The sequence below is a fragment of the Paenibacillus sp. P2(2022) genome, from assembly GCF_029522175.1.
Taxonomy (GTDB): domain Bacteria; phylum Bacillota; class Bacilli; order Paenibacillales; family Paenibacillaceae; genus Paenibacillus; species Paenibacillus polymyxa.
Map to the genome: position 1 here is coordinate 51,008 of NZ_JAKWFI010000012.1, position 26,094 is coordinate 77,101.

The 26,094-nt window shown below is 46.5% G+C and carries 19 protein-coding genes and 1 riboswitch; of the genes, 11 read left to right on the plus strand and 8 right to left on the minus strand.

Going from position 1 to position 26,094, the window contains the following annotated elements; translation table 11 throughout:
• Positions 1 to 64 precede the first annotated feature (64 nt).
• Entirely contained in the window at positions 65 to 808 is a 744-nt protein-coding gene (gene nfsA / locus MMB75_RS23605; protein WP_013369076.1) for an oxygen-insensitive NADPH nitroreductase, read from the plus strand.
• A 176-nt stretch (positions 809 to 984) separates the two neighbouring features.
• Here nfsA and MMB75_RS23610 read toward each other — a convergent pair whose 3' ends face one another.
• The 4 genes from MMB75_RS23610 to MMB75_RS23625 are packed head-to-tail and all read right to left on the minus strand — an operon-like array spanning position 985 to position 3,888.
• Positions 985 to 1,830 carry a TatD family hydrolase gene (locus MMB75_RS23610; RefSeq protein WP_031462700.1) on the minus strand — a complete coding sequence of 282 codons (846 nt, stop codon included), beginning with the start codon at positions 1,828 to 1,830 and terminating at the stop codon, positions 985 to 987.
• On the minus strand, positions 1,823 to 2,776 hold the full coding sequence (locus MMB75_RS23615) for an ABC transporter ATP-binding protein (protein ID WP_016818837.1): 954 nt from the start codon (positions 2,774 to 2,776) through the stop codon (positions 1,823 to 1,825). Before MMB75_RS23615 ends, MMB75_RS23610 begins: the two co-directional genes overlap by 8 nt.
• Positions 2,777 to 2,821: 45 nt before the next feature.
• Positions 2,822 to 3,598 carry an ABC transporter permease gene (locus tag MMB75_RS23620; protein ID WP_031462701.1) on the minus strand — a complete coding sequence of 259 codons (777 nt, stop codon included), beginning with the start codon at positions 3,596 to 3,598 and terminating at the stop codon, positions 2,822 to 2,824.
• Positions 3,595 to 3,888, minus strand: coding sequence for an MTH1187 family thiamine-binding protein (locus MMB75_RS23625; RefSeq protein WP_031462702.1), 294 nt, complete (start codon positions 3,886 to 3,888; stop codon positions 3,595 to 3,597). Before MMB75_RS23625 ends, MMB75_RS23620 begins: the two co-directional genes overlap by 4 nt.
• Positions 3,889 to 4,113: 225 nt before the next feature.
• Between MMB75_RS23625 and MMB75_RS23630 the strand changes: the two genes are divergently transcribed.
• Positions 4,114 to 4,299 carry a hypothetical protein gene (locus MMB75_RS23630; RefSeq protein WP_155399777.1) on the plus strand — a complete coding sequence of 62 codons (186 nt, stop codon included), beginning with the start codon at positions 4,114 to 4,116 and terminating at the stop codon, positions 4,297 to 4,299.
• Positions 4,300 to 4,307: 8 nt separating this feature from the next.
• Here MMB75_RS23630 and MMB75_RS23635 read toward each other — a convergent pair whose 3' ends face one another.
• Positions 4,308 to 5,351, minus strand: coding sequence for an ABC transporter substrate-binding protein (locus MMB75_RS23635; RefSeq protein WP_045245245.1), 1,044 nt, complete (start codon positions 5,349 to 5,351; stop codon positions 4,308 to 4,310).
• A gap of 194 nt (positions 5,352 to 5,545) precedes the next feature.
• Positions 5,546 to 5,655, minus strand: a riboswitch (TPP riboswitch).
• 268 nt (positions 5,656 to 5,923) lie between these two features.
• Here MMB75_RS23635 and MMB75_RS23640 point away from each other — a divergent pair.
• The 3 genes from MMB75_RS23640 (at position 5,924) to MMB75_RS23650 (ending at position 10,014) form a co-directional block, all read left to right on the plus strand.
• Positions 5,924 to 6,358 carry a pyridoxamine 5'-phosphate oxidase family protein gene (locus MMB75_RS23640; protein WP_016818833.1) on the plus strand — a complete coding sequence of 145 codons (435 nt, stop codon included), beginning with the start codon at positions 5,924 to 5,926 and terminating at the stop codon, positions 6,356 to 6,358.
• A 218-nt stretch (positions 6,359 to 6,576) separates the two neighbouring features.
• Positions 6,577 to 8,679, plus strand: coding sequence for a bifunctional 2',3'-cyclic-nucleotide 2'-phosphodiesterase/3'-nucleotidase (locus MMB75_RS23645; protein WP_045245246.1), 2,103 nt, complete (start codon positions 6,577 to 6,579; stop codon positions 8,677 to 8,679).
• Between the two features lie 273 nt (positions 8,680 to 8,952).
• On the plus strand, positions 8,953 to 10,014 hold the full coding sequence (locus tag MMB75_RS23650) for an EAL domain-containing protein (protein ID WP_044787778.1): 1,062 nt from the start codon (positions 8,953 to 8,955) through the stop codon (positions 10,012 to 10,014).
• Between the two features lie 150 nt (positions 10,015 to 10,164).
• Here the strand turns inward: MMB75_RS23650 and MMB75_RS23655 are convergent, their stop codons facing one another.
• Positions 10,165 to 11,256, minus strand: a complete 1,092-nt coding sequence (locus tag MMB75_RS23655; protein ID WP_045245247.1) for a hypothetical protein — start codon at positions 11,254 to 11,256, stop codon at positions 10,165 to 10,167.
• A gap of 271 nt (positions 11,257 to 11,527) precedes the next feature.
• Here MMB75_RS23655 and MMB75_RS23660 point away from each other — a divergent pair, with 271 nt between their 5' ends.
• Entirely contained in the window at positions 11,528 to 13,228 is a 1,701-nt protein-coding gene (locus MMB75_RS23660) for a glycoside hydrolase family 13 protein (protein ID WP_045245248.1), read from the plus strand.
• 71 nt (positions 13,229 to 13,299) lie between these two features.
• Here MMB75_RS23660 and MMB75_RS23665 read toward each other — a convergent pair whose 3' ends face one another.
• Both MMB75_RS23665 and pdaA read right to left on the minus strand, forming a co-directional pair.
• Complete coding sequence (locus MMB75_RS23665) at positions 13,300 to 14,067, minus strand: HAD-IIB family hydrolase (RefSeq protein ID WP_031462707.1); 768 nt, start codon at positions 14,065 to 14,067, stop codon at positions 13,300 to 13,302.
• 161 nt (positions 14,068 to 14,228) lie between these two features.
• A complete protein-coding gene (gene pdaA, locus MMB75_RS23670) occupies positions 14,229 to 15,026 on the minus strand; it encodes a delta-lactam-biosynthetic de-N-acetylase (RefSeq protein ID WP_045245249.1) in 798 nt (265 codons plus the stop codon).
• 268 nt (positions 15,027 to 15,294) lie between these two features.
• On the opposite strand from pdaA, the gene MMB75_RS23675 reads away from it, so the two are divergent.
• The 5 genes from MMB75_RS23675 to MMB75_RS23695 all read left to right on the plus strand — a co-directional run bounded on the left by MMB75_RS23675 (position 15,295) and on the right by MMB75_RS23695 (position 25,578).
• Positions 15,295 to 16,317, plus strand: coding sequence for a methionine ABC transporter ATP-binding protein (locus MMB75_RS23675; protein ID WP_016818826.1), 1,023 nt, complete (start codon positions 15,295 to 15,297; stop codon positions 16,315 to 16,317).
• Positions 16,314 to 16,979, plus strand: a complete 666-nt coding sequence (locus MMB75_RS23680) for a methionine ABC transporter permease (protein WP_016818825.1) — start codon at positions 16,314 to 16,316, stop codon at positions 16,977 to 16,979. The genes MMB75_RS23675 and MMB75_RS23680 overlap by 4 nt, the downstream gene beginning before the upstream one ends.
• 478 nt (positions 16,980 to 17,457) lie before the next feature.
• Entirely contained in the window at positions 17,458 to 20,967 is a 3,510-nt protein-coding gene (locus MMB75_RS23685) for an S-layer homology domain-containing protein (RefSeq protein ID WP_186290452.1), read from the plus strand.
• Positions 20,968 to 21,127: 160 nt separating this feature from the next.
• Positions 21,128 to 24,268 (plus strand): hybrid sensor histidine kinase/response regulator, encoded by a 3,141-nt coding sequence (locus MMB75_RS23690; protein ID WP_019685942.1) that lies wholly within the window; start codon positions 21,128 to 21,130, stop codon positions 24,266 to 24,268.
• 158 nt (positions 24,269 to 24,426) lie between these two features.
• Positions 24,427 to 25,578, plus strand: a complete 1,152-nt coding sequence (locus MMB75_RS23695) for a response regulator (RefSeq protein WP_019685943.1) — start codon at positions 24,427 to 24,429, stop codon at positions 25,576 to 25,578.
• Positions 25,579 to 26,094: the final 516 nt, after the last annotated feature.

Below are 26,094 nucleotides of genomic sequence, written 5' to 3' on the forward strand. Positions count from 1 at the left end.
TTTCGTGTACTCACAGCTTGAAGCAGATAAAGAGCTTATATTATGGATTAGGAGTGAAGCCGTCATGAATGATACGATTTCCTTGTTGATGAACCATCGGTCTGTGCGAAAATTCAAGTCAGACCCCATTACCGACGAGCAGCTCGCAGCTATTGTGGCAGCTGGCCAAATGGCATCCTCGTCCAGCAATGTGCAAGCATATACCGTTATTGCCGTTACCGAGCCTTCCTTAAAAACAAAACTGGCCGAGTTGGCAGGAGGGCAGGCTTATGTTGAGCAATGCCCTACATTTCTGGTGTGGTGCGCAGACCTGTATCGTTTGAAGCAGGTGACGATTCATCATCAGCCAGGCCAGCCTTCCTACGAAGGGTCCGTCGAAAATTATACGGTTGCAACCATTGATGCCGCGTTAGCTGCACAAAATGCAGCAGTGGCCGCTGAATCACTCGGCTTGGGCATCGTTTACATCGGGGGCATTCGTACTAAAATAGCAGAGGTATCCGAGTTGTTAGGGTTACCAGAGCTGGTATATCCAGTGTTCGGTATGTGCATTGGTGTACCGGATCAGGAAACGGGCTTGCGTCCACGTCTTCCACTGTCCGGTGTGTTGCATATGAACGGTTACGATAAAAATCAGACGATGAAAGCTGTAGAGGTATACGACCATACATCAGCTGAATATCTGAAGGAACGTACGGGCGGTCAACGCTCTACACCTTGGTCTGAGCAAATGGCGACGAGATTGACTGAGCCAGCGCGTTTGCAGTTGAAGCCATTTTTGGAACAGAAGGGTTTCTTGAAGCAATAAAGTGGAGCAACGTCAAAAAACGTTGCAATGGATGAGCTGCATTTGAGCAACACGTGTATGTAAAATTACAAGAACCTCCTTAATTACGCATGATAAAGTTTCGTGTATATAAGGAGGTTCTTTGCTTTGACTACAAGTTATGGTTGTGAGCCTTTTAGTAAATAGCTGATATGCCTTTATGAATTGGACAGGGAGTAAAAGCGGCTCGTATTATCATAAAACAATTGACGGACAGTAGCTTCATCTTGACCGGTCAGCTTGCTATACTCGCGAATGACCTCGGCAGTCATCCGTGGATGTGTCTGCTGTCCGGTAAAAGGGCCCTCGAATGGCCATGGACCGTCTGTCTCTGCCATGACCTGATCAGACGGATACTGTCTTGCCAAACTGCGGATTTCTTCTTCGTACAGGAGATCCGGTGTGAAGGACACATAATAGCCATTACGGGCCATACGTTCGGTCGTGGCGGCAGAGCCCTTGAACCAGTGAAAATGCGCCTGCGTAACGCCGTGACGTTCCAACAGGTCGCAGGCCATGTCTGCATCTTCATAAACGGCGTGCAGCACGATGGGCTTGCTATGCTTGCTTGCAAACTGGATAAAACGCTCCAGTAGCACTATGTAGGGAGCGAGGTAAAAAGCATCTCCGTTGCGTGAGGCCTCCAGCCGATTGTAATAGGGCAAGCCGACTTCACCCACCGCGACCATCTGGTGTACATGTTCGTCCATCCAGTGGAACAACAGGTCAAGCTCGGCTTGTGATGGCAGAGCCTGTTCTGGATGAAAGCCGAAGGCTGGACGTACTAGCCTGGGCCAACGCTCAGCCAGGCGCAAGTTGGCTTGACTGGAAGCTAGATGCATGGACACAGCTACGATGGCTTCTACATGGTTGTCGACAAGCGAAGCGAGCAATAGCTCCTGTTGTTCAGGTGGGTAGCTGTCTACATGAATGTGTGCGTCGATTAAGGGAACAGTTGCTGTCGCGTTCAATCTCAATGCAGAGTGCACATTCCGATCATTCATAATGGTTTACCCCGCCGTCAGAGGTGTTTTTACGGACACTTTCAGCGGTGTCCATATCGCCGTCCAGTTTGTGCTTTTCCTCACGCATCCAGCCAGTCATTGTCCGCTTCCATTCCATAAAGCGTGGATCGAGGGTGATTTCTTCCCTACGCGGGCGAGGAAAAGGAACGTCTACGACATGCATCACTGAAGCAGGTCGCGCCGACAGCACATAAATGCGGTCGGAGAGCAACAGCGCTTCTTCAATGCTGTGGGTAATGAACAGCACAGAGCGGCGGTTCTTCTCCCACATCCGCAATAACCATTGCTGCATATCTGCGCGTGTCAACGCATCGAGTGCGCTGAACGGCTCATCCAGCAGCATTAGCTCCTGCGGGCTAAGCAGGGCGCGAAGAAAGGCCGCTCGCTGCTGCATGCCACCAGACAGCGTATGCGGATACGCCTTCGCGAACTTGCCCAGCCCAACCTGCTCAAGCCATTGCAAGGCTTCTTTGCGCCGTTCACGTTCGCTGACGTATCGGGAGTCCGCTACTGCATCCTTTCGCGGTGCATTTTCCTGCCCGAGTAGTATGTTGTCCAGCGTGGTGCGCCACGGGAAAAGGGCGGGCTGCTGTGGCATATAGCTAATATGACCGCGTTCACCAGTCACGTCCTGTCCATGCATACGAATACGTCCCTGCTGCGGCTTGAGCAGCCCGCCGATGATGTGAAACAGCGTACTTTTGCCACTGCCTGACGGACCAATGAGGGAGACAAATTCGCCTGGCTTAACGGTAAGGGATACATCCTGTAGTACAGGCAGTGAGCTTCGCTTTTCCCGGAAGGCGAGGCTGATCCCGTCCAATTCCAAAGCAGGAGGAGCAGGTGTCATTACCTGCGGTTCTCCGGCTTGTTGCTGTTCATCAGCCACAGGTGGTGATGTCAAGTCCGTCGGATGCAGACTCATATGTGCCACGTCCTTTCATTAATGCTTTAATGCAATATGTGGAGGCTATTCTTGATCGGGTTTCCAGCGCACCAACCATTTCTCCAGTAGTAGAATAACGACAAATATCAGTAAGCTGAGTGTAACAATAATACCGATAGCGGCAAAAATGAGATCCGTACGATAGGCAGATTTTTGCAGCAACATATAATATCCAATTCCTTCACTGGCCCCAATCCATTCGGCAATAATCGCGCCCATCACACTGTAGGTAGCAGCGATTTTAACGCCAGAGAAGACTTGTGGCAGGGAGTGTGGCAGCTCCAGCTTCATAAAAATAGCCCTGCGGCTTGCACCCGACATCCGCATGTAGTTCATCATCATACGGTCTGTCCGTGTCAGCCCGTCCATGGCTGCTACAGCCACGGGAAAAAAGCATACTAATGTAATGACCATAAGCTTGGGCAGCACGCCAAAACCGAACCATACCATGAGCAACGGACCGAGGGCAATGATCGGAATGTTTTGGCTAAGGATCAGGAGCGGGTACAGAGCAGATTTGAGAAAAGGAATCGTATGGAGAACGATGGCGATCAGCAGTCCTGTTGCTGTCCCTATAGCAAATCCCGCAAGCGTCAGGCGAATCGTAGCCCATGTATGGGCACCAAACAACGCCGACTGCGCCATACCCTCTTGTACGATTAGGGATGGAGCTGGCAGCAGCCAGGATTCAATATGTAAATAGGAAACCGCTCCCTGCCAAGCCGCTAAAAAGAAGAGGACCGCCACAAGGGGCGGCCATACGCTTTTCCACCAGGATGCGTTCTTGCCTTTCGGATTCATGGGCGATACTTCTCGGTCAGCTTGCTCATGCTGATGCCCTGTGGGTTATGTGCAATTTTGATCTGTGAAATGACGCTGGGACTTCCAGCTTCCGTCAAAGCCTCGTGCATTTCTTTAACCACTTTCAGCAACTCGTCGAGCTCGCCCTCCATGGTCGTATCCAATGGATTCACCTGATGTTTGACACCGGAACGCTGGATGACCTCAATCGCCTTGTCTACATAGGGGTAAGAGTCTTCGTTATTAGGTGTTTTAGGGATTACTTGAATGCTGAGCAGTGTATTAGCCATGTGAATTTCACCTGTCCTTTATTGGAGTGTTAGTAAAAAAGATATGGTGGTTTAAGGTGGGGAGACCGCTTCGCTTCTTCAGATTCAAATGAACCGCTCCGCTACCAACCGCCTTAAAAGCCACTTAGTTTTAAAGCTAGGTTGTACAGTATTTTGTACGGTATTTTCTACATAAGCGCACCTGTTTTTGCGCTTAGATACTATGAGATTAGAGAAATAAACCAAGTGGAACGAGAACGAATTGGACGGAATGGTGCTGTACAAGCAAAACGGTCGCTTTTGTCCCCGGATTTCTACCCTGCTGAGGGCTTTATACGAGAAATCCGGGGGGCGGTGGCGATGGGAAGCATCATCCGTCCGCGTAGTGGCGCTTCGTTCACTTCTCTAGTCCAGTCTTATTTAGCGATTTAACAAAATGATCAACGCTTGGGCAAGAAGTCGTTTGTGAAGGCCTTATCGACTTCCAAAGGTTTGCTGAGCAGCTTGCGTTCATACATCCAATCCGAGTAGTTTTGCCATACCTCTGCTTTTTGTAAGCCCCATTGCGTGGCATCGTCCTGATAACGCGGGCTTAGCCATTTTTGGCTAGCAAGTACCAGTTTTTTGTCCAGCTCTGGCACAACTTTAGTTAAGATATTCGCCGCTTCTTCTGGATGGGCGATAGTGTATTCATAGCCTTGTGCAGTAGCGTCCATGAACGCTTTGACTAGGTCAGGATCGTTTTTTATCGTCTGTTCATTGCTCACAATTACAGGTGTATAGTAATCGAGACTTTTGGAATAATCTTTTACATACAGCATATCCAAGGGCTCGCCTCGAAGCTCGGCCTCAATCCCGGTCCATGCGTAGAAAATCCAGGCAAAGTCAATATCCCGCTTCACGGCTGTAAAATAGTCTGCATTGCCCATATTGACGATTTTCACTTTGCTCACATCACCTTGGTCTGAATCCATGATGGATTTCATGACCGCTTCTTCTACAGGAGAACCCCAGCCGCCGTAGCTTTTACCCTCGAAATCTTTCGGGCTTTTAATTCCGCGGTCTACCGGAGCTGCGAAGCCAGAGGTGTTATGCTGAATCACCGCAGCGATGGATACGAGCGGTACGCCTTGGATGCGAGCCTGAGTGACGCCTTCTTGATAGCTGATACCAAAAGGTGCAGCATTCGAAGCAACCATTTGGTCGGCTCCCCCTGAACCAGGTTGAACAATTTGGACATTTAAGCCTGCTTTTTCGTAAAATCCTTTGTCCTTGGCGACATAGAGTCCCGTGTGATTCGTATTGGGTGTCCAGTCGAGCACCACTTTAACATCTTTGAGCCCCTTTGCCGAGGTAGACGTTGAAGTGTCGGCAGCAGGAACCTCCTTTTGAGATGTAGGGGGATTGCCGCCGCAAGCGGTCAGAGTCATAGCCATGAGCCACAGACTGATCAGACCCAGGCTTAACATTTTCATGCGCTTCATCGTTGTGTTCTCTCCTTTTTAATTACCCGTTATCCGTCCAATCAGACAGTTTATATTCCCCATTTTCACAAAAATCACATCTGCCGGAAGCAATCTTTCCAACAACTTTATCTTCAACAAAAAAAGCGTCCCGAGATCCGGGACGCTTGCGCTTGTATATACCAAAGTAAGGGATGTCCTGTTTTAATAAAAGGCACATCTTGCTTAAGCATTCCTACGCTGGCATTACCCAGATCAGGTTGTAAGGGTCAGTGTCTTGGGACACACTCTCAGCCGGCCGATTCCAGCACCCCTGGCATTGTATGGTTTAATGGGTTCGTTTATTCGGGTTTACTACGACGATTATATGCCTTGAAAGCGGGGCTGTCCAGCTTTGAGGAAGCGCTCACGGTTCATTTGCCGAACGACAGGGTACACTTTTACTGTGAGCTTTGATCTGAAAATGAACATGAATCATTCAGATCTGTTTGGTCATGTTATTTTTAGAACAGCTACACTGTATGTTTAGGAGAGCTGGTGCCAAGTGGCATAGCCCTATAGAATTCTAATTCGTAAAAAGGAGTTGTTGTACTGTGGGTAAAACGGAGACACTGGATCGCAGTCAGCTGGAACAAGCCATTGTGAAGGCTTTGGATAACAACAAATTTTGCTCGTTAGGTACGGTAGAGGGCGGAAAACCGAAAGTACGCTATATGGCCCTTTTTAACGATGGAATGAACATTCATCTGGCGACGGATCGCAAAACACATAAAGTGGATGAGCTAAAGGACAATCCGAATGCTTATCTGCTGCTGGGCTATGAAGTGGGTGGCACGAAGGAAGTCTTGGAAGTGGAGGCTACCGTCCAGATTACAGCTGATGAGGGGTTACGCAAACAAGTGTGGAATGATTCTCTGAAAAAATGGTTTTCCGGACCAGATGATCCCGATTATGTCATCTTAGACGTCAATCCGACTCGTATTGAGTACGTGGGTCAACAAACGGAGCGCCAGGTGTGGACGAAATAGAAACAATATAAACGGACAAGCCAGTAAATTTCCAACTTTTTCAGGAGATTTACTGGCTTTTTTTATACGCAAAATAATTATTTTTTCATAAATATTCTAAGCAAATGACTACTCTTTTGTCTGGCGTTGGATTAAAATAGGAATGGTGGGTTCAAAGCTTACATATATGTGCAAAAGTATGTATATGAGGCATACACCTTAATGAGGAGGGGTATATTTTGTTATTTCGTAAAAATTGGTTTAAAGGGTTTACAGCGGCAGTTGTAACTTGTAGCCTGCTGGTGTTTTCAGCCGCTCCATCCTGGGCAGCTAACAAATCCCACGATGAAGCTACGGTGAATCTGCGGATCATGGAAACAACAGATATTCATGGGGCGCTGATGAATTATGATTATTATTCGGACAAAGAAACCAACGAATATGGCTTGATTAACACAGCCGGACTAATCCAACAGGCTCGTAGTGAAGCGAGAAACAGCATGTTGTTCGATAACGGTGATTTGCTACAGGGCAATCCATTAGACGATTATATGGCCCGCAACAAAACCTTTGAGAAAGAAGGCGGTGTCCATCCGGTCTACAAGATGATGAACTTGATGGGCTATGATGCGGCTACTGTCGGCAACCACGAATTCAACTATGGTCTCGACTTCCTGGATAAATCGCTCAAGGGTGCTGATTTTCCTTACGTAAATGCGAACGTTTATGTTGATAAAGGGGGGCAAGCTACTAAAAATTATTTTACCCCTTATCAGATTCTTGATAAAACAGTAACGGATGAGAAGGGCGAAGAGCATACACTCAGAGTGGGTGTCATCGGTCTAGTAACACCTCAAATTATGCAGTGGGATGAAGCTAATTTGAAGGATAAGGTCGTTACAAAGGATATTGTGGAAACAGCCAAAAAGTTTATTCCACAAATGAAAACAGAAGGGGCTGACATTATTGTCGTGCTTGCACATACAGGCTATGAGGATGTGCCGCAAACGCCAATGATGGAGAATGCCGTTAAATATTTGAGCCAGGTAGACGGGATTAACGCGATTCTGTTTGGGCATGCTCACAAATCTTTCCCAGGCCCTGATTTTAAAGATATGAGCGGGGTAGATCTGGATAAAGGTACTATTAATGGCGTACCAGCTGTAGAAGCTTCTTCATGGGGCAAAGATTTAGGCGTTATTGACCTGACCCTGGAAAAGAAAAAGAATGAATGGAACGTAATCGACTCTCAGTCTAAAGTGCGTTCAGTTGTGAGTACTACCAATCAGTCTGTGCAGTTTACTCCTGAATTTAAACTGATTGATGCGATCAAAGGAGAGCATCAAGGAACGCTGGATTATGTTCGTCAACCTGTCGGAACAACGACTGCACCGATTACCAGCTATTTTGCATTAGTACAGGATGACCCGTCCATTCAAATTGTGACAAATGCACAGAAATGGTATGTTCAAAACCATCTTAAAGGAACCGAATACGAAAATCTTCCCGTATTATCGGCAGGCGCTCCATTCAAAGCCGGTGGTCGCAACGGTGCCGAGTATTATACCAACATTCCTGAAGGTACAATAGCGATTAAAAACGTGTCCGATCTGTATGTGTACCCGAACACGGTTCATGCTGTAGAAGTTACTGGTGCTGAAATTCAGGAGTGGCTGGAGTGGTCTGCGGGTCAGTTCAACCGCATTGATCCTAGCAAAACTGAGGAACAATCGCTGATTAACAAAGATTTCCCAACCTACAATTTTGATGTGATTGACGGTGTGAATTACCAGATTGATGTAACTCAGCCTGCACGATATGATGCCAAGGGAACTATTATTGATTCTTCAGCCCATCGTATCAAGGATCTGCAATACAACGGGAAGGCTATTGATCCTGCACAGAAATTTATTGTTGCGACCAATAACTATCGTGCTTCCTCCTCCAAACTGGCCAACCCAGATGGCAAACGTATTGTGATGGCAGCACCAGATGAAAGTCGCCAAGTCGTTGTTGATTATATCCGTACGAACGGAACGATTAATCCGTCAGCGGACGGCAACTGGTCTATTGCTCCTTTTGGTCAGGCCAAGGTTACTTTTGAGTCCTCTCCTGATGCCAAAGACGTGCTGGCCGGAAATCAACAAATTTCATACTTGAGCAGCGCGGCAGACGGGTTTGCCAAATACAGCTTGAAAGCTGGCGCTAAGCCTAGTGCAGCAACGACCTCTGTGAAGGAAGCTGCGGCACCTGCGAAAGCAACCGCGAAGCCAGCTGTCAAAACGACTAAACCTGCGGCTGCAAAACCGGCTAAAACAACGAAGCCAAAGGCGTCCAAGTAACTTGGGATTTTAGTCTCCACTCCATAACAGAATGAAGCAGTAAGTCTCTTTAAATAAGAGATTTGCTGCTTTTTTTGATGCCCAATACAACAGTACCGTGTTTATTATGAGTGTAAAAAGGCTTTGTTTTTGTCGAATATGTACTTAAGTCCTAAGTTGTTGTTCGGAATAAGCTTATTTTTTGTCAAAACACGTAATTATATAGTACTTTTGTTCTAATTGTTTGTGATATAATGGTGAAAAAACCGGGAAATTGTTCCGAGGAGGACCATTATGACTTGCAGCAATTGCAGCATCATATTACCTATTAAGGATCAAGGATTGCTGAAAATTAGGCATTCTAGGGTGTCGCTTACTCCAGCATTAGAGGGCTTGGGTATGCTATCGGAACAAATGAAACCAGAATATTGGTGTGAGGATAACATCGTGTTTCGCTACGACAGCCGTTCACAGTTGGAACAGCTAGTTAACGGACTGGCTCGTCTGCCGCAGGAGTGCTTGGACCGAATGCAAGTTGTGGTGACTGGTTTGCAACATGTTGAGGGATTTGAGGACTGGCTTTTATTTAGTCAATTGCAAGCTCGACTGCAACATCCGGATCTGGTGAGTATTATTAAGAATCAAAACTTTACCAGCCATATGCAGCCTATTGTTGACTACAAGCTGAATATCATCGGCTTTGAGTTTTTGCTGCGTCCATCACAGCCCGATAAGTCTTTTCAGCCTTTCCGATTGTTTGAAGTTGCTCGTGAAGCTGGCTTGCATGCTCATTTGGATCGCTCGGCTCGTATTTCCGCCATTGAAAAAAGTGCGACATGCCTTCCGACGGGAATTAAACGATTTATTAACTTTCTCCCTTCAACTATTTATAATCCGGCTTATTGCTTGAATCACACCTTTGAGACAATTGATCGGTTATCCATGAATACGGAGGATTTTGTGTTTGAGGTCGTAGAGACGGAAGAAATAGACGACCTGAATTTTTTGCATCAAATCTTTGAACAATATCGTACACGGGGAGTTTCGGTGGCACTGGACGATGTAGGGGCAGGCTATTCTACGACAGAGCTTATGAATTGCCTCCAGCCCGATTATGTTAAAATTGACCGCAGTATAATTGATGGCTGTCACAGTAACAGTGATCAAAAACGCCAAATTACTGGGATAGTAGAATCCGCTTTTCGTTTTGGTGGTCAGGTGTTGGCTGAAGGTGTAGAGCAAATGGAGGATTTTGAATTTTGTCGTGATGCAGGTGTGTCGCTAGCCCAGGGTTATTTGTTTGGTAAGCCGGAGCCTACTCCACCATCCAATTTTATACTTAGTAGAGTAGTGTAATCTGAAATAGCGTATTCTATAAAGAAATCGACACAAATAACCCGATGATCTATGGTCACCGGGTTATTTAATTTTTTTAGAACAATTACATTTTAATTATATTCTTTGCACTATTGAGGCGACCCATATGTCCATCTAATGTTATTACGATTATAGTGTGATCACGTATAGACCCAGCGGAGTAGTCGCGCTACCTGCAACCATGAAGCTAAGAGAATAGCTCGACTGGCCAGGCGGGACGCGGATGTCAGTCAGTCGGCATACCTTGGTATTATCTTGTAGCAAGGGGATACCGTATACATGACCATCTACGCGTACAGACCCGGCGAATGCACCTCCACGTGGATTAGCGTAGATTCGTACGGTACGTACCTCACTACTGTGATTAACGATAGGAATGGTTGCGTTATATATTGTTCCGAATTGTCCGCGATTATCAAGCGCAGGCCCCAGCTCGCTGCGTTCCCCTGTAAACAGTAGATCGGCAGGAGTTTCGCCGTTCAGTTTCTTAGTGGCACATGCTCGGTAGTTGGCGCTTTCTCCTACTACATACTCCGGCATACGCGCATTTGTTTCAGAAAAGGACCATACGCCCCGTGGATGCGCCTGTGGAGGGGGTACAGGAGGGAGCGCATCCTCATGAATCTCGCGCAGATCAGTCTGCGTATCTTTGCTGACTACGGTGCGAATCACATAGTCCAGCGTACCGTGGCCTTCGGCATATTCTACCGTGAGGTCATAGACGAATCCGGCCAGTGATCCTTCGGGTAGCTCAAATTCCTCCAGCAAGGCGGTGCCTCTGCCGAATTTGTGACGGTCTACTGGCTTCAGACGTTTCATCGTACCCGCCAAACAGCTTTTGGCAATAGATTGCCCGACATCAATAATCCAGTTGCCATCCTCAGGTACAATCTCCAGGGCACGTTCAATATGGCGTACTTCCAGGCGGGCCGTGCTTTTATTCTCTATGGTGATCCCCAGTTTAACAGGGCTGCCGATTTTGTTATAATGCCAGCCGAAAATTCGGTGCTTGACTGTCCGGGTGGTGGTGCGAACCACATCATGCCACAAAGTGGCTTGCTCGGTAGGTACCGTCACGTGGGTAAGCGTCTCCGGGTTATCACTAAGCATCAGGCGGCGTGTTCCCCCCTCAGTGGCTGACTCCACATCCACATGGATGTCGGGCGGGATCACAGCTGACTCCACAATTAAATCCTTTGGCTCCTTGGGCCGAAAGTTCATATCAATTCCTCCCTAAATTCAAGAATGGCACCGCTTTTGGTTCAAGTATATGGGTAGTTCATAAATATAGGTAACGCCAAGTCCATGTATACAACCTGTTTTTCAAAAAAAAAATTAAAAAAACATATCGTAGGCTATAGCAGCTCTGCTTGTGTACCTAAGCAAGCTTACAAGTCCCTCATTTCCCTGCACCGACGATTCGCATACAGGTATTGCGTGTATGTTAAGAGCATAAGCTATTGGATGTACAGAGAAGATACAGGAGGGAAACATGCCTAAAAAAATATGGTGGAAGGAAGCTGTTGTTTATCAGATATACCCGATCAGTTTTCAGGATTCTGACGGAGACGGAAAAGGGGACCTGCGCGGCATTTTGTCTCGGCTGGATTATCTGTCTGAGCTGGGTATTGATGTGATCTGGATTTGCCCGATATATAAGTCGCCCAATCATGATAACGGATATGATATTAGCGATTATTATGCCATTATGGATGAGTTTGGAACGATGGAGGATTTTGATGAACTCCTTCATCAGGCGCATGAACGAGGTATCAAAATTATGATGGATTTGGTATTAAACCATACGTCGGATGAGCACCCGTGGTTCACGGAGTCACGCTCGTCCAAGGATAATCCGAAGCGGGACTACTACATATGGCGAACAGGCAAAAATGGCGGATATCCGAACAACTGGGAATCGTATTTCTCCGGTTCTGTATGGAAATATGACAAGCTTACAGACGAATATTACATGCATCTATATTCCGAGCATCAGCCGGATCTGAACTGGGAAAATGAAGAGATGGTGGGTGAACTCTATCGTATGGTGGAATGGTGGTTAAAAAAGGGAGTCGATGGCTTCCGCTTTGACGCTATTGCCCATATTGTCAAAGCCGAAGGACTGCCGGATGCGCATAATCCTGACAAACAAACCTTGGTGCGTGCCTATCAGCTCTTTTCCAACCTTGAACAGGTACATGTACTTCTACGGATGCTGAACGAAAAGGTACTGGAGCGTTATCCCTTAATGACGGTTGGTGAAACGTCCGGTTTAGGGCCAGAGCAGGCACTGGATTATGTGGGAGATCAGCGGCATGAGCTGAATATGGTGTTCCAGTTTGAGCACATGTTTATTGATGCCCAAGGGTTAGGAACGGAAAAATGGAAGTACAAGTCGTGGACGCTGGTGGAACTGAAAAAAATAATGAGTAGTTGGCAGACGGTGCTTCATCAGGAAGGATGGAATGCCAATTATCTTAATAATCACGACCAACCGCGGGCTCTTTCTCGATTTGGGAATGATGGGCAATACCGTGTGGAATCCGCCAAAATGCTGGCAACCTTCACACATATGCTTGAGGGTACGCCTTATATTTATCAGGGTGAAGAGATTGGGATGACGAATATTGCCTTCCCTTCGATTGATGATTACCGGGACGTAGAAACATTGAATTATTATGAGCAGCAACGAAAGATCGGTGAGCCGGAGGAGCAGATTATGGCCGCGATCTGGCGAAAAAGTCGGGATAATGCACGCACTCCCATGCAGTGGAATGCCGGACCTGCAGCCGGATTTACCGATGGAGAGCCGTGGATGAAAATTAATGATAACTACACGCACATTAATGCAGAGGCGGAAAGAAATAATCCGAACTCGATTTATCACTATTATCGCAAGTTGATTGCTCTGCGCAAACAACATGAGGTCATAGTCTATGGCGAATACAAGCTATTGTTGCCACTTGATACAGAACTGTATGTATTTGCGCGCATGCTGGGACAAGAGCGTTTGCTAGTCATTCTGAATTTCTTTGACCGTGATCCAGTGTTCCACTGGCCCGACGGTGAGGAGTTTCCTATCGCCAAGGCGGGGCTGCTTCTCTCCAACTATGAACCGGTAAAAGGAGAAAATTTGCACGCTTTGAAGCTGCGCCCTTACGAAGCTAGAGTGTATAAGTTAACCTTAAAATAAATGTTCGTTATCCTTAAGATGATAAAAGAAGGGGAGGCTCATAGAGGAGCCTCCCCTTCCTTAGCGTTGGACTAAATAGTTACTGTTTCAGCCAATTCACGTATTTTGGCGATAATCCGTTCTTCTTGATTTTCTCCCTCATTAGGAATAGATTCAGTCGCGTAGGCAGCCAGTTCAGCATGATGGTGAATCATGACGGCATGGTGTGCCTCTTTGAACATTGGAATATCATTTGCATCATTACCAAAGGCGATAAATCGACGAGGCTGCACACCTAGCTTCTGAAGCGCGTTCCATTTATGGATATTCTGGGGGCTAATGTCCAGTACCTGTTCATTGCGGTGTTGATGAATGACCACACCCAGCGGTAGAAGCTTAGCAGCCAAGCCTTCCATATCGTCAGCAGTTAAAATGAGTATTTTTACAATAGATTTCAGGGACGCCAAAGGCAGCTTTTGTGCCAACTTGCTAACATCCACATTGTTGAGTATGGGATGATCAGCTGCGCCTGTATAAGCATAATCCCACTCACTGTCAATCAAGTAGGTAGCTTGGTGTTCCTCCAGCAGTGAGAGCAGAGCATTCTGTACTTCCGGAAGAAAGGACTCTACGTATTTTACACTGCCATTTTGGGAGATCATTGAGCCGTTACCGCCAATCAGGGTATAGTTGTGAAAGCGTTCAGGAAGTACAGGCAGCATGTCGCGGATTGGTCGTGCCGAGGCAAAAATGACTTCATGTCCCGCTTGAGTTAACTGTTCCAAACAGCCTGCAATCTTATCCGACACACACTGCCCCTTGAAGCAGATCGTCCCATCCAAATCAAATACAAAGTGCATAATAGATGTACCTCCAAAAAAGTGCTCTCCAAATCGTTTCTTACGTCATTATATCCATGACCTTCCTTATTCGTAAACTAAAAAGCCCGATTCACACTGTCTGCTAGAGCAGATGTGGATCGGGCTGATGACGGTATTAAGTCATTAAGTTAGAGCTATTTTTAGTGATAATGCTTAACTTTAAGGTCATCCAGGCTTTTGAACTCATATCCTTGCTTACGAGCCTCGTCAATGATCGAGCCAAGTGCCTCGGCATTATCCTTGGATACAGAATGGAGTAAAATGACCGCTCCAGGGTGGAGCTGCTGCATGACTTGGCGATAGGCATAGTCCGTTCCTCGCTGAATATTCGTGTCCCAATCCTTGTAGGCTACCGACCAGAACACACTCGTATATCCGGCTTCTCGACAGGATGCCAATGCTTTTTCATTAAAAATGCCGCGCGGTGGTCGGACATATTTCATTTCCTTTTGCCCGGTCAGCTCTGCAGATGCAGTTCGTACCCGATCCAGCTCAGATCGAATCTCTGCCGAAGAGATGGTGCTCATATCAGGATGACTCCATGAATGGTTTCCAATAATATGACCTTCACTCGCCATGCGGCGCATCAAATCTGGTTGGTCTTTTACAAAATGCCCAGTAACAAAGAAGGCGGCCGGAACCTTTTTCGCTTTCAATACATCCAGTACCTTGGGGGTATATCCATTTTCGTAACCGTTGTCGAAAGTAAGAAATAATTCTTTCTTAGTCGTATCCCCCAAAAAGATGCCGCCTTGTCTTTCAATCAGGTGCATAAAGCCTTCTTGTGCGATGGAGGGCAGCTCGCCTCCCTTGCTTTTTTTAAACCCAAAATGATACGCTTGTCCGTCCACAGCTTGGGTAGCTGATGCCGATTCTCCTATAACTGTGGACATTCCCATCATTGCAATGCATAGCCACAAGGTCAATATTCGCTTCATCTATGTTCCTCCGCTTCCGCCCCGGTTCGGGTAAGATGTGTATACTTCGGCATATTCCATACCATCTGCAATATCATGTTCATTTATGCAAAGAAAGAAATGCTTGCACCAAACTTAAAACACATATTGACATCAATATAAAATCGAAGTAGTATACTCTATAAAACTTACTAAAATACTCGGATTTAATTCGAGTATTCATGCCATAGGAAAGAAATCAACTCAGAGAGATCTTACATACTTGATGGAGCGGAAGGAGTTAGGAGCTATGATTGAACTTAGGAATGTATCCAAAACCTATGTAAGAAAAGGCTTAAGCATTCAAGCGTTAAAGAATATAAATATCACAGTAGATAAAGGAGATATCTTTGGTTTTATCGGATTTAGTGGTGCAGGGAAAAGTACGCTTATCCGTTTGGTCAATCGTCTGGAGAAAGTAACGACTGGTGAGGTTCTTGTCGAAGGGGAGAGCTTAAATGCCTATTCGACCTCCGGGCTGCGAAAAGTAAGGAAAAAGATCGGAATGATTTTTCAGCATTTTAATCTGCTGGAATCGAAAACAGTATTCGAAAACATTGCCATTCCATTGGTGTTGCTCAAGCGCAACAAGCGGGAAATTGAGAGGCGTGTAACAGAGTTGCTGGCATTCACAGGATTATCGGATAAGGCAAATAGCTATCCCAGCGAGCTTTCCGGCGGGCAAAAGCAGCGTGTCGGGATTGCGCGGGCGCTTGCGAGCAACCCGTCCATTTTGCTCTGTGATGAGGCAACCTCGGCACTTGATCCGCAGACCACGCAGTCTATTCTTGATTTGCTTCGCAAAATCAACAAGGAATACAAGATCACCATCTTGATCATTACCCATGAAATGTCGGTGATTCAGCGGATTTGCAATAAGGTGGCCGTCATGGAAAAGGGAGAAATCATTGAGCAGGGCAACGTGCTGGAGGTATTCGGACAGCCGAAGCATCCAACGACGCAAAGCTTTGTACGCACAGTTATTCACGATCAGGTGCCGGATAGTGTGCTGCAAACGTTCGAGCAACAAGAATCGCAACGCATTTACAAGCTGGAATTTATCGGACAGGCAGCTTCCGACCCAGTGGTTCATGAATTGATTCGGAAGCACGATATCCATGTGAACATTTTGTTTGCCAACATGACGGAGATTCAAGAAACGACGATTGGCTATATGACACTTCAATTGCGCGGTGAGCAGCATGCCGTTCAGCAGGCTGTTGATTTTATCAAGAGCAAAGGAGTTCATATTCAGGAGGTGGAGAGTCTATGATGATTACAGGTACCACGATAACTTGGGATCAACTGTGGGAAGCTTTGTATGAATCCGTGCTCATGGTCAGCATATCATTATTTATTGGCGCTCTAATTGGTATCCCTATCGGTATTTTACTCGTCGTCACCCGTCCAGGCGGAATTTTGGAGAACAAATGGCTATACAGTATTTTGAATCCGATCATTAACATTGTTCGTTCCTTACCGTTTATTATTTTGCTGATCGCGATCATTCCGTTAACCCGTCTAATTGTGCATACATCCATTGGGACCAGTGCGGCGATTGTCCCCTTAATTATTTATATAGCACCCTATATCGGTAGGCTGGTCGAAAATTCGCTGTTGGAGGTCAATCCGGGGATATTGGAGGCAGCAGATGCGATGGGAGCAACTCCGTTTCAGGTCATTCGATACTTTTTGCTGCCCGAGGCATTCAGTTCTCTGATTTTGTCGTTAACGACAGCCGCCATTGGACTGATTGGTGCAACGGCTATGGCTGGTGCGGTCGGCGGCGGCGGCATTGGCGATCTGGCGATAGCGTATGGCTATCAACGTTTTGATACGCTGGTTATGCTCATAACCGTCGTCATTCTAGTCGTGTTTGTACAAGGGGTTCAATCCTTGGGCAACCTGCTCTCTCGCAAAGCACGCAGGGGTTAATGAACAAAACGGATATTCAACATATGTAGTTGGCATGTTAGGTTTTAGCATCATTCCATTATCCAAGAGCATCCTCGCTCATTATGAGCAAATTGCAAATATTTAGATTTCACCTCTTCATTTCTGATCAAGAACGCCCTATATCAATGGATAGGGCGTTCTTGTCATTTCTTATATTAGAACGGTCATAGTCATTTTCCACCGTCTCACCCATCCTCGCTAGTTCTGTCTAAATAACCATTCGCAGCAATAAATTAAATGAATACAAGCATATTAGGCCATGTGTAGTTAGCTCCAAGTCAAGCAATATTCTACGAAACACGTTGTATAGGTCTAATTGTTCAGAATCGGTTCAGTGGGGTTTCGTATAATTCTTTTAGCATAGTTCCTTGGTTGCATAAATCGTAGAACTAAACATGACTAAAGCCTTTGATATAACAGGATATATGCCAATAAATAGCGTCTAGGAGTGAAAATATTGAAACTTGTAAATCGAAATAAATGGATTGCATCTGCAATGGTGCTGGGGATTGCTTCAGGCTCCATTGTATCTCTGCCTTGGATGGGCGGCGCCCAGACTGCTTATGCAGCGACAGCAGATACGCAAAGTGAAACTGGATTTGTAGCACAAGCTCGCACTTTGGGTTTGATGACAGGTGGTAATCAGGGCGATTTTATGGCACAAAAGAATTTGACCCGCGCCGAAGCGGCTAAGATTTTGTGCAGTCTGTTCCAGTTGGAAGTTAACAATCAGCCGCAAACTTCTTTTATGGACGTATCCTCGGATGCATGGGGTGCTCCCTATATTGAGGCTGTACGTGCAGCCGGGTATATGACAGGCAACGGAGAACTGTTCCGTCCGGGGGATGCCATTACCAAGGAAGAACTGATCGTATCGCTAGTACGCGCAATGGACTTGCAGGATGCAGGTAATGCGGACGCACAGCAAAATGCAGTTCAGGTAGCTCGCAATTATGGTCTATTATCAGAGGATGCTTCTGCAACAGATTTGAAAAATCCGTTGAACCGGGAGAGTGGTGCCGAAGTATTTGTTAGCCTGTTGGATCATCCAGTAGGAGAAGTGAAATCAGAGGGCAATACGGTTCGAATCGGAAATATCCCTTACCAGCTGGAAGGATCTTTGCAAGGTTTGTTCGGTGAAAATAATAAAGCGGTATTAAAAGGGGCAAAAATCGATCTTAACCGTAATTTGCGTACACTCACAGGTGTAAATAAGCTGGAAATTAACGCAGACGGTGGCGTATTTGACGGTAAGGGTGTGTCTTTTGATGGACGCCTAATCGTCAATGGTTCGGTAACCTTGAAAAACATGTCCTCCACAGGCGTATTAGAAATCAAAGGCTCAGGTACCCAGCCGGTATCAGCCATTTTGGAAAATACGACATGGTCTGGTGTTGAGCTTGGCTCTCAAGATGCACAATTGACAGCAACTGGGACGACAAAGATTGACAACTTGACGCTGAAAAATGATGCATCGATCGTGACCGAAGGTAATGCCGCGATTAGTCGTGTTTCATTGCAACAGGGACTTGGCAAGCTGTTGGTTAACGGTAGTATTGGTTTGCTGGATGCATCTCAATATGTGGGCGTTCCTTTTATTACGTTGGCTAAGGGAGCAGCAATCAGCCAGCTTAACCTGCCGGAACAAAAACAGCCACAGGATGTTATTATCAACTATAATGCGATGAAAGAAGCTGTTAGTCTCGTGAATGGTACGACGAAATCGTCCTCTACTGGAGCGGTTGTCACGGATACAGACAGCAAAGATAAGAAAAAACACAACAGTGACATTATCAGCGTAGACCGCAGTCGGCTGGAGACAGAAGTCCATGCAGCCAAAGAACTGCTGGAGCGTGCAGGCGAGGGTGGAACGGATCAAGCACTTTACCCAGCCGGAGCGAAGGAAAACCTGTCCATAGCCATCCATCAAGCTATGCTGGTACTAAACAATACAGCAGCTACACAAGTAGAAGTAGATCAAGCGCTCAGCACATTGAAACAGGACGTTTCTGTGTACACAGCCTCAGCCACAGAACCGGTGATTGGAACACAGGAATTAACTAGACTGATTCAGTTAGCTTCGACTACCCTTGAACAAAACCGAATGATTGGTGACGAATTTCCGCCTCTCTGGGATGACTCACTAAGTCAAGCGATTCGATTTGGCAACAATGTGTTGGAAGGGAATGCGCCTCAGAATATTGTGGATCGGGAAGTAGAAAGCTTGGATCGAGTAATCAAGGTATACAAAGCATCAGTAAAACTCAGAGATGCCTATCTGCATTTTCTCGATGTAACGGATCGTGTGGAGAATTTGAAAACGGACAAAGCGCGTTACAAGTCCATAGTGAGGGAAGGATCAAAAGTATATCTGAATCCATTATCTACAACTGAGCAGTTGGAGGAATGGACACAAAAAATAGAAGGTGCCACAGAATCATTCCTGGCACTGCAAGCAGCGGACTTCTCAGTGCTTAAAAATACTTTACAAGAAGCGCAGGTTATCTACGATCAGAGTGGTTCTCAAAATACTGAACTAGACAACCTCATTCAGGAATATACAGAGAAGATGCACACCGCTATGACGCAGCTGGATGTATTGAACTTGAACATGGAGCTGAGTCAAAGGCTTACGGAATTCACTGCGCCAGTGCCTGCTACAGCTCGTGAAAAACTACAGCAGTTGGTTCAAGATGTTCAACTCAAGCTGCTGTCTAACCCTGTGGCTCGTAATTACTTGAATACGGAAATGCAGCTTTTAGATCAACAAACAATGCAAGCCCACTTTGCACTCATGTTTCCGCTTACTCCCGAGGAGCAATTGGTGATCTCTTATAACCAATTAAGTCAGGCTAAAGAGACCTATATTGAAAAATATAACGAGAAAAGGCTACAATTGAGACACGAAATCATTGAAATGCAGACATCGATCAATGAAGTTTTGTTGCAAAACTCAGGAGCGTTAAGCGCTGAAGCCCAACAAGCCCTGTCTTTTGCTTCTGAGCATGCCTCCATCTTCTTGGGGATGTCCAGCTTTGAATTGCAAGACGTTGTTCCCGTATACGAGGAGCTGCAACGGGTACAGAGCCAGTATGCTGCACCAATAGCAGTGGATACCATGTTGTTAAATTTCAACATAAGTATAGCTAATAATGAAGTTCAGACGTTCGGTCGTCATTATACCGAACAAGATAACGTAGAACTTCAAGGACAAATTAATCAGGCAAACCTTGTGCTTAATACTCCGTATATTACACAGCTTCAGGTAGATCAGGCTAACACAGATTTGATTACGGCGATTTCAAACTACCAATCCAAATGGATCGTAACTGATCTTGACATCCAAGAGCTCAAGAACATTGCGAACAATCTGCTTACAGTAAATGGTACAGATCCTACGACGGTCTACTTTCACAGAGTAGTGGATGCATTCAATCGTCTGGACCCGTATTATCCTATGCCGGAAGTTAAGAAAAATTATATGAATCTGGAAGATGCGATTCAGGAGTATAAAGATTTTATAGACAGCCAGCAACAAAGTAGTGGTGGAGCAACGCCGCCAAGCGATAGCAGCGGAACAGGAAGCGGCGATAGCAGCGGTGGAGCAACGCCGCCGAGCGATAACAGCGGAACAGGAAGCGACGACAGCAATGGTAGAGCAACGCCGCCAAGCGATAGCAGCGGAACAGGAAGCAGCGACAGCAATGGTGGAGCAACACCGCCAAGCGATAGCACCGGAACAGGAAGCAGCGACAGCAATGGTGGAGCAACACCGCCAAGCGATAGCAGCGGAACAGGAAGCAGCGACAGCAATGGTGGAGCAACATCGCCAAGCGATAGCAGCGGAACAGGAAGCAGCGACAGCAATGGTGGAGCAACATCGCCAAGCGATAGCACCGGAACAGGAAGCGGCGACGGTTCAGGGTCGATTCCTGGCGGTGGCAATGATGACGGTTTGATTCCTTAATAGGAAAAGTTAGGAACTACAAGGATGTATAGAAGGGGACGATTCCGCACAGATTTTATCTGCGGCGGGCGTCCCTTTTTGTATGGACAACGCTTCTAATGTAGCTGGATAGAATAACCGATACAAAAAGATAGACGTTATTGAAAAGAGCGGGGGATTTATGAAAAAACAGGGTGTTTTATTTTTTATTATACTTCTGCTTGCGGTTGCGTTGCCGGTGTATCCGTTAGTGTCGGGCGTATTATCCGGAAACAGTCATTGGAAAGCTCACAACGGTGTTATTGATTTGCGTAATTGGGACCCCGACAAGGAAGGCGCTGTACAGTTGGGAGGAGAGTGGGAGTTTTATCCTAATCAGCTTTTGCAGCCTTCATCTTTTCAGGAAACGCGAGATCAGGATTGGGGAAATCGTCGAAACTCCTCCAAATTGGGATCAGGCACCGGATCTTCCGCCAAAATTGTGGATGTGCCTGGTAGATGGAATCAGTGGATGCCTGGGGGACAGGCGACTGGATATGGTACCTACCATGTTCGTGTACTTTTACCTGAAAAATTGGAAAATCTGTACGGCATCCATATGCAAAACATTCGCAACTCTAGCCGAGTATGGATTGATGGAGCAGAGGTGGGGGCAAGCGGTATTCCCTCTGTTTCGGCCGAAAAAGGCAAACAGGGCAACGCCCCCTTTGTTGGATTTGCTGCAATAGATGGACATGCGACTGATATTATCGTGCATGTGGCTAATTATAGCTATTCCTCCGGGGGAATCATTTATCCGCTGCTGTTTGGTGATTATGCCAGTATTACGCATAGCCGGGAAGTAGCGATGGCAGAGGACACCGTACTGGTCGCAGGATTTTTTATCCCTACTGTATTTTTTATCATGCTGTACCTTTTACGTAAAAAAGAGAAGGCCTTGCTTTACTTAGCATGCTTTTGCGTCGCGGCAATATTTTACATTCTGACACATGGAGAGAAGCTGCTAGTCTGGGGAATGCCGGATTTGCCTTATGAATGGATATTGAAAATTCAATCGTTCTCTTCGACGCTGTTCTACTATTTTCTGATTCGGTATGTTCATCTTACGACACAGATTGTTATGAATCGGATCGTGCTGCGTCTCTATAGTATTACAACCGCACTGATGCTGGGTATGGGGCTATTGTTGCCTACACTGGTACTCTCATCCTTTGAAACGTTTATCCTTCTTTTTGGTGTAGTCAGTGTGGGATATGTATTACTGATCCTAATTCGTGGACTTGTTCAACGGACGGACGACGCTGCACTGCTAGTCATTAGTATTATGAGCATTCTTATGATTGTGGTGACCAGTTTTGTGTATGTTCTGGGATGGGGAGATGTACGTGGGGTAACAGCCTATGAAATGCTCATATTCGTATTGGCTCAAACGCTGCTGCTGGCCAAACGTTTTGTACATTCGTTCATGGAGGTTGAGAACCTATCACGACGTTTGCTAACCCTGGATGGGTTAAAGGACGAATTTCTGGCGAACACGTCACATGAGCTGCGTACTCCTCTACATGGAATTATTAATATCGCTCAATCCATGCTAGACCGCTATGGGACACAATTCAATGAGCCGCAAAAGCACAATTTGGTCTTGATTGCGAATGTAGGGCGCAGGCTTTCCTATTTGATTAACGATATTTTGGATTTTTCTAATTTGAAAAATGGAAGATTAGCCTTAAACCGCCGGCCTGTAAACGTACAAGCTGCAGTGAACTCTGTGCTGGAGGTATTGGGTCATTCGGTAGGTAAGAAAAAGCTCCAATTCGTCAAAGAATGGCCTAATTCGTTGCCTAAGGTGGATGCAGATGAACATCGCCTGAATCAGATCTTATACAATTTATTGGGGAATGCGATGAAGTTTACGGAGGAAGGCGAAATCGTAATCTCTGCCAAGACCAGGAACCGCGAAATGGAAATTAGTGTGAAGGATACCGGACCAGGTATTGCCCCAGACTATCTTTTGCACATCTTTGAACCTTTTAACCGAGGGGCGAATGCTGAGGACGAAGGATATAGTGGAACTGGGCTTGGGTTAGGCATAACCCGTCGTCTGGTGGAGCTGCATGGAGGCCATATCCGAGTAGAGTCCAGATTGGGTAAAGGTTCGACCTTTTATTTTACACTGCCCTTAGCGGAGACTGGTACGTCGGCACATGAAGCTCAAAAAAATGTTTTGTCTGAGGTTATATTGCAGCCTGGTGTGACCTCGAGTCAGGATGTGAATCCGCTTGAAGAAGATGGATTGGAGCAAGTGAGGAATGTTCCTTACAGAGTGCTGGCTGTAGATGATGATGAGGTTAACCTTCGGGTGTTGGAAGAGCTGTTATACACCACAGGTTGTAGTGTGGTGGCTGTGGAACATGCTGAGGAGGCGCTTCAGCTGCTGAATAGCCGTACCCGATTTGACCTAGTCATTACGGACTGGATGATGCCAGAAATGTCCGGTATTGAGCTGTGCCGACGGATTCGCGAACGGTATTCTCTCTCCGAACTACCCGTGTTGCTGCTGACGGCACGCGACCTGCCCGGCGATATCCGTGCAGGCTTCATGGCTGGAGCCAATGACTTTCTACGTAAGCCTGTTGATGCTGAGGAATTAAAGGCGCGTGTGCGCACCCTGCTGAACATGCGCCATTCGGCAGAGGAAGCGGTGCGTTCGGAAATGGCCTTTTTACAGGCACAAATCAAGCCGCACTTTCTGTACAATGCATTAAATGTCATTGTTTCGACCGTAGCGGTAGACCCGGACAAAGCAGCGGAGCTGCTTATGGAGCTGAGCCAGTATTTGCGGGGAAGCTTTGATTTTCAGAACAGGGAGAATACAGTTCCGCTATGCAAGGAACTGGAATTGGTAGAATCGTATGTGGCATTGGAAAAAGCCCGTTTTGAAGAACGTTTGCAGATGACTATAGAGGTAGGGAGGAACATCCGGTCGCTGATCCCGCCATTAAGCATTCAGCCCATTGTGGAAAATGCAATACGACATGGTGTAATGCAGCGGGCCACAGGTGGAACGGTGCGGGTGATTGTACAAGAGGCTGGAGCCGATTTTGTGGTCAGCGTGACCGATGACGGCGTAGGGATTCCGCCAGAGCGACTGCGACACTTACTGTCGGAGGAGCATGTATCCTCCAGTGTGGGGCTGCGTAATATCCATCGCCGTCTGATCCATATGTATGGAGAAGGATTGGAGATTGAAAGCAATCCTATGCAAGGGACGACAGTAAGCTTCCGTGTGCCGGAAATGACCTTATCTCGCCCTAGTGAATGAATAAAAAATACAGTGCATCTGCCGAAAAAAGCTAATGTCGCGCCCGAGTTTATACGATATATAAAATATAAGAAATTAAAAATCGGATGGTAAAGCAGACAGCTTGGTCATGGAGCAATGTAATGGATGGTTGCAGCAGGAAGGGAGCGCGGACACAGATGAAGGCGATATTGATTGATGATGAGAGGTCGGCACTAACCTACTTGGAACGGTTGCTGGAGGCGGACGGACGATTAACGGTCATGGGCAAATATACGTCTGCACAAGCTGGGTTGGATCATCTGGCGGCAGAACGTGTGGATATTGTTTTTATAGATATCGGAATGCCGGAGATGAACGGACTGGAGGCCGCCGAGTGGATTCAACAGCTGGACTCGCATATTCATATCGTCTTTGTGACTGCGTACTCGGAATATGCTATTGAAGCATTCGAACTGCAAGCACTGGATTACTTGTTAAAACCTGTTCATGCCCGGCGGCTTAATAAAACGTTGGATCGGATTGTAGCCACGCTGGCAGATTCCCGTCCTTCCAGCTCGGTCGTCGCAGCAGAGCAATTACCCAAAGTGCGTTGTTTTCAAAGGCTTGAAATTTTGGAGGATGGACAAGGAGCCGTGGGAGCAAAGCCATTCAAATGGCGTACATTAAAGTCGCAGGAGCTGTTCTCCTTTTTACTACACCATGAAGGGGAATGGGTTAGCAAGGAGCAATTGCTGGATGCGCTGTGGCCCGAATATCATTTGGACAAGGCTGTTGTTCATCTACATACGTCCATTTACCAAATTCGCAAGGCGCTGAAAGAACGGATGCAAGATACGAAGCTGGAGTACAATCTGGATCGCTATCGTTTGAACCGTAATGGCTGGGTTACAGATGTGGAGCTATTAGAGCGGGGAATTTCCGAATGGGCGGCATCTGGCAACGGCGGTACGCCGCGTATCGAGAGCCTGTTGGCTCTGTACCGTGGCAATTATCTGGAGGAACACGATTACCCATGGGCGTATGCAAAAAGAGAAAAGCTGCGCAATATGTATCTGGCATGTGCTTCAGAACTGGCTAGAGAAGAGCTCCGTTCAGGTCGTGCCCGGCAGTCCGTCCAACGCTTGCTCAACCTACAGCAGCGTGAACCTTATTCAGATGATATCTGCGGTTTGCTGCTGACTGCTTATGCCCAACTGGGAGAGTATATAGCTGCTCAAAAGCATTATGAAAGCTTCGTCAGCTTACTGGAAGATGAGTTGGGTATTGAGCCGCAGCAGGTGACACACCAGTTGTACGTGCAATTGAAAACACAGACGCTACCTGCGTAGACTGTTGTACTGTTTCAGGTAGCCGCTCAAAAACCGCTTCAAAAGGTACTTCATTTGAAGCGGTTTTTTTGTGTGGATAAAATCATTTTAATCGCCTCTTTTCGCTATGATCTGATATTCGCCGAGACCTGCTTTTTTCAGCGGCATATGCATATAGCATATCTCTTCACAGTTAGGTCATATTGAGAGGTTTATAAGCCACGAAGACTTAAGGAGGCCATGGCATTGGGAAAAAGGAGACGAACTGGCTTTAAGGGCAAAAGAATTAGGGTGGACGTTAGACAATCTTCTTCAGCTCACACAGGGCAAGGCGGTAACCCCATTTCGATCAATGCTTCGGATGTTGGGGTAGTAAGAACAGATGTCAAAAATAAATAATCAGCTTGTGCAAAAGCTACATCCTCGACGTAAAAAGATCGCCGGCAACAAATTATCTAACTTGTTCCCGGCGATCTCGTTTTTTGCCATAGTCGGCAGGTGCTTTCATCAGCATCCGCGCCTACATAACTTATGCCT

What these genes read in the sequence shown, in the direction of transcription:
- nfsA (WP_013369076.1), top strand. Translation starts at nt 65, where the DNA reads ATGAATGATACGATTTCCTTGTTGATGAACCATCGGTCTGTGCGAAAA.
- MMB75_RS23610 (WP_031462700.1), bottom strand. Translation starts at nt 1,830, where the DNA reads ATGAATGATCGGAATGTGCACTCTGCATTGAGATTGAACGCGACAGCA.
- MMB75_RS23615 (WP_016818837.1), bottom strand. Translation starts at nt 2,776, where the DNA reads ATGAGTCTGCATCCGACGGACTTGACATCACCACCTGTGGCTGATGAA.
- MMB75_RS23620 (WP_031462701.1), bottom strand. Translation starts at nt 3,598, where the DNA reads ATGAATCCGAAAGGCAAGAACGCATCCTGGTGGAAAAGCGTATGGCCG.
- MMB75_RS23625 (WP_031462702.1), bottom strand. Translation starts at nt 3,888, where the DNA reads ATGGCTAATACACTGCTCAGCATTCAAGTAATCCCTAAAACACCTAAT.
- MMB75_RS23635 (WP_045245245.1), bottom strand. Translation starts at nt 5,351, where the DNA reads ATGAAGCGCATGAAAATGTTAAGCCTGGGTCTGATCAGTCTGTGGCTC.
- MMB75_RS23650 (WP_044787778.1), top strand. Translation starts at nt 8,953, where the DNA reads ATGACTTGCAGCAATTGCAGCATCATATTACCTATTAAGGATCAAGGA.
- MMB75_RS23655 (WP_045245247.1), bottom strand. Translation starts at nt 11,256, where the DNA reads ATGAACTTTCGGCCCAAGGAGCCAAAGGATTTAATTGTGGAGTCAGCT.
- MMB75_RS23660 (WP_045245248.1), top strand. Translation starts at nt 11,528, where the DNA reads ATGCCTAAAAAAATATGGTGGAAGGAAGCTGTTGTTTATCAGATATAC.
- MMB75_RS23665 (WP_031462707.1), bottom strand. Translation starts at nt 14,067, where the DNA reads ATGCACTTTGTATTTGATTTGGATGGGACGATCTGCTTCAAGGGGCAG.
- pdaA (WP_045245249.1), bottom strand. Translation starts at nt 15,026, where the DNA reads ATGAAGCGAATATTGACCTTGTGGCTATGCATTGCAATGATGGGAATG.
- MMB75_RS23675 (WP_016818826.1), top strand. Translation starts at nt 15,295, where the DNA reads ATGATTGAACTTAGGAATGTATCCAAAACCTATGTAAGAAAAGGCTTA.
- MMB75_RS23680 (WP_016818825.1), top strand. Translation starts at nt 16,314, where the DNA reads ATGATGATTACAGGTACCACGATAACTTGGGATCAACTGTGGGAAGCT.
- MMB75_RS23690 (WP_019685942.1), top strand. Translation starts at nt 21,128, where the DNA reads ATGAAAAAACAGGGTGTTTTATTTTTTATTATACTTCTGCTTGCGGTT.
- MMB75_RS23695 (WP_019685943.1), top strand. Translation starts at nt 24,427, where the DNA reads ATGAAGGCGATATTGATTGATGATGAGAGGTCGGCACTAACCTACTTG.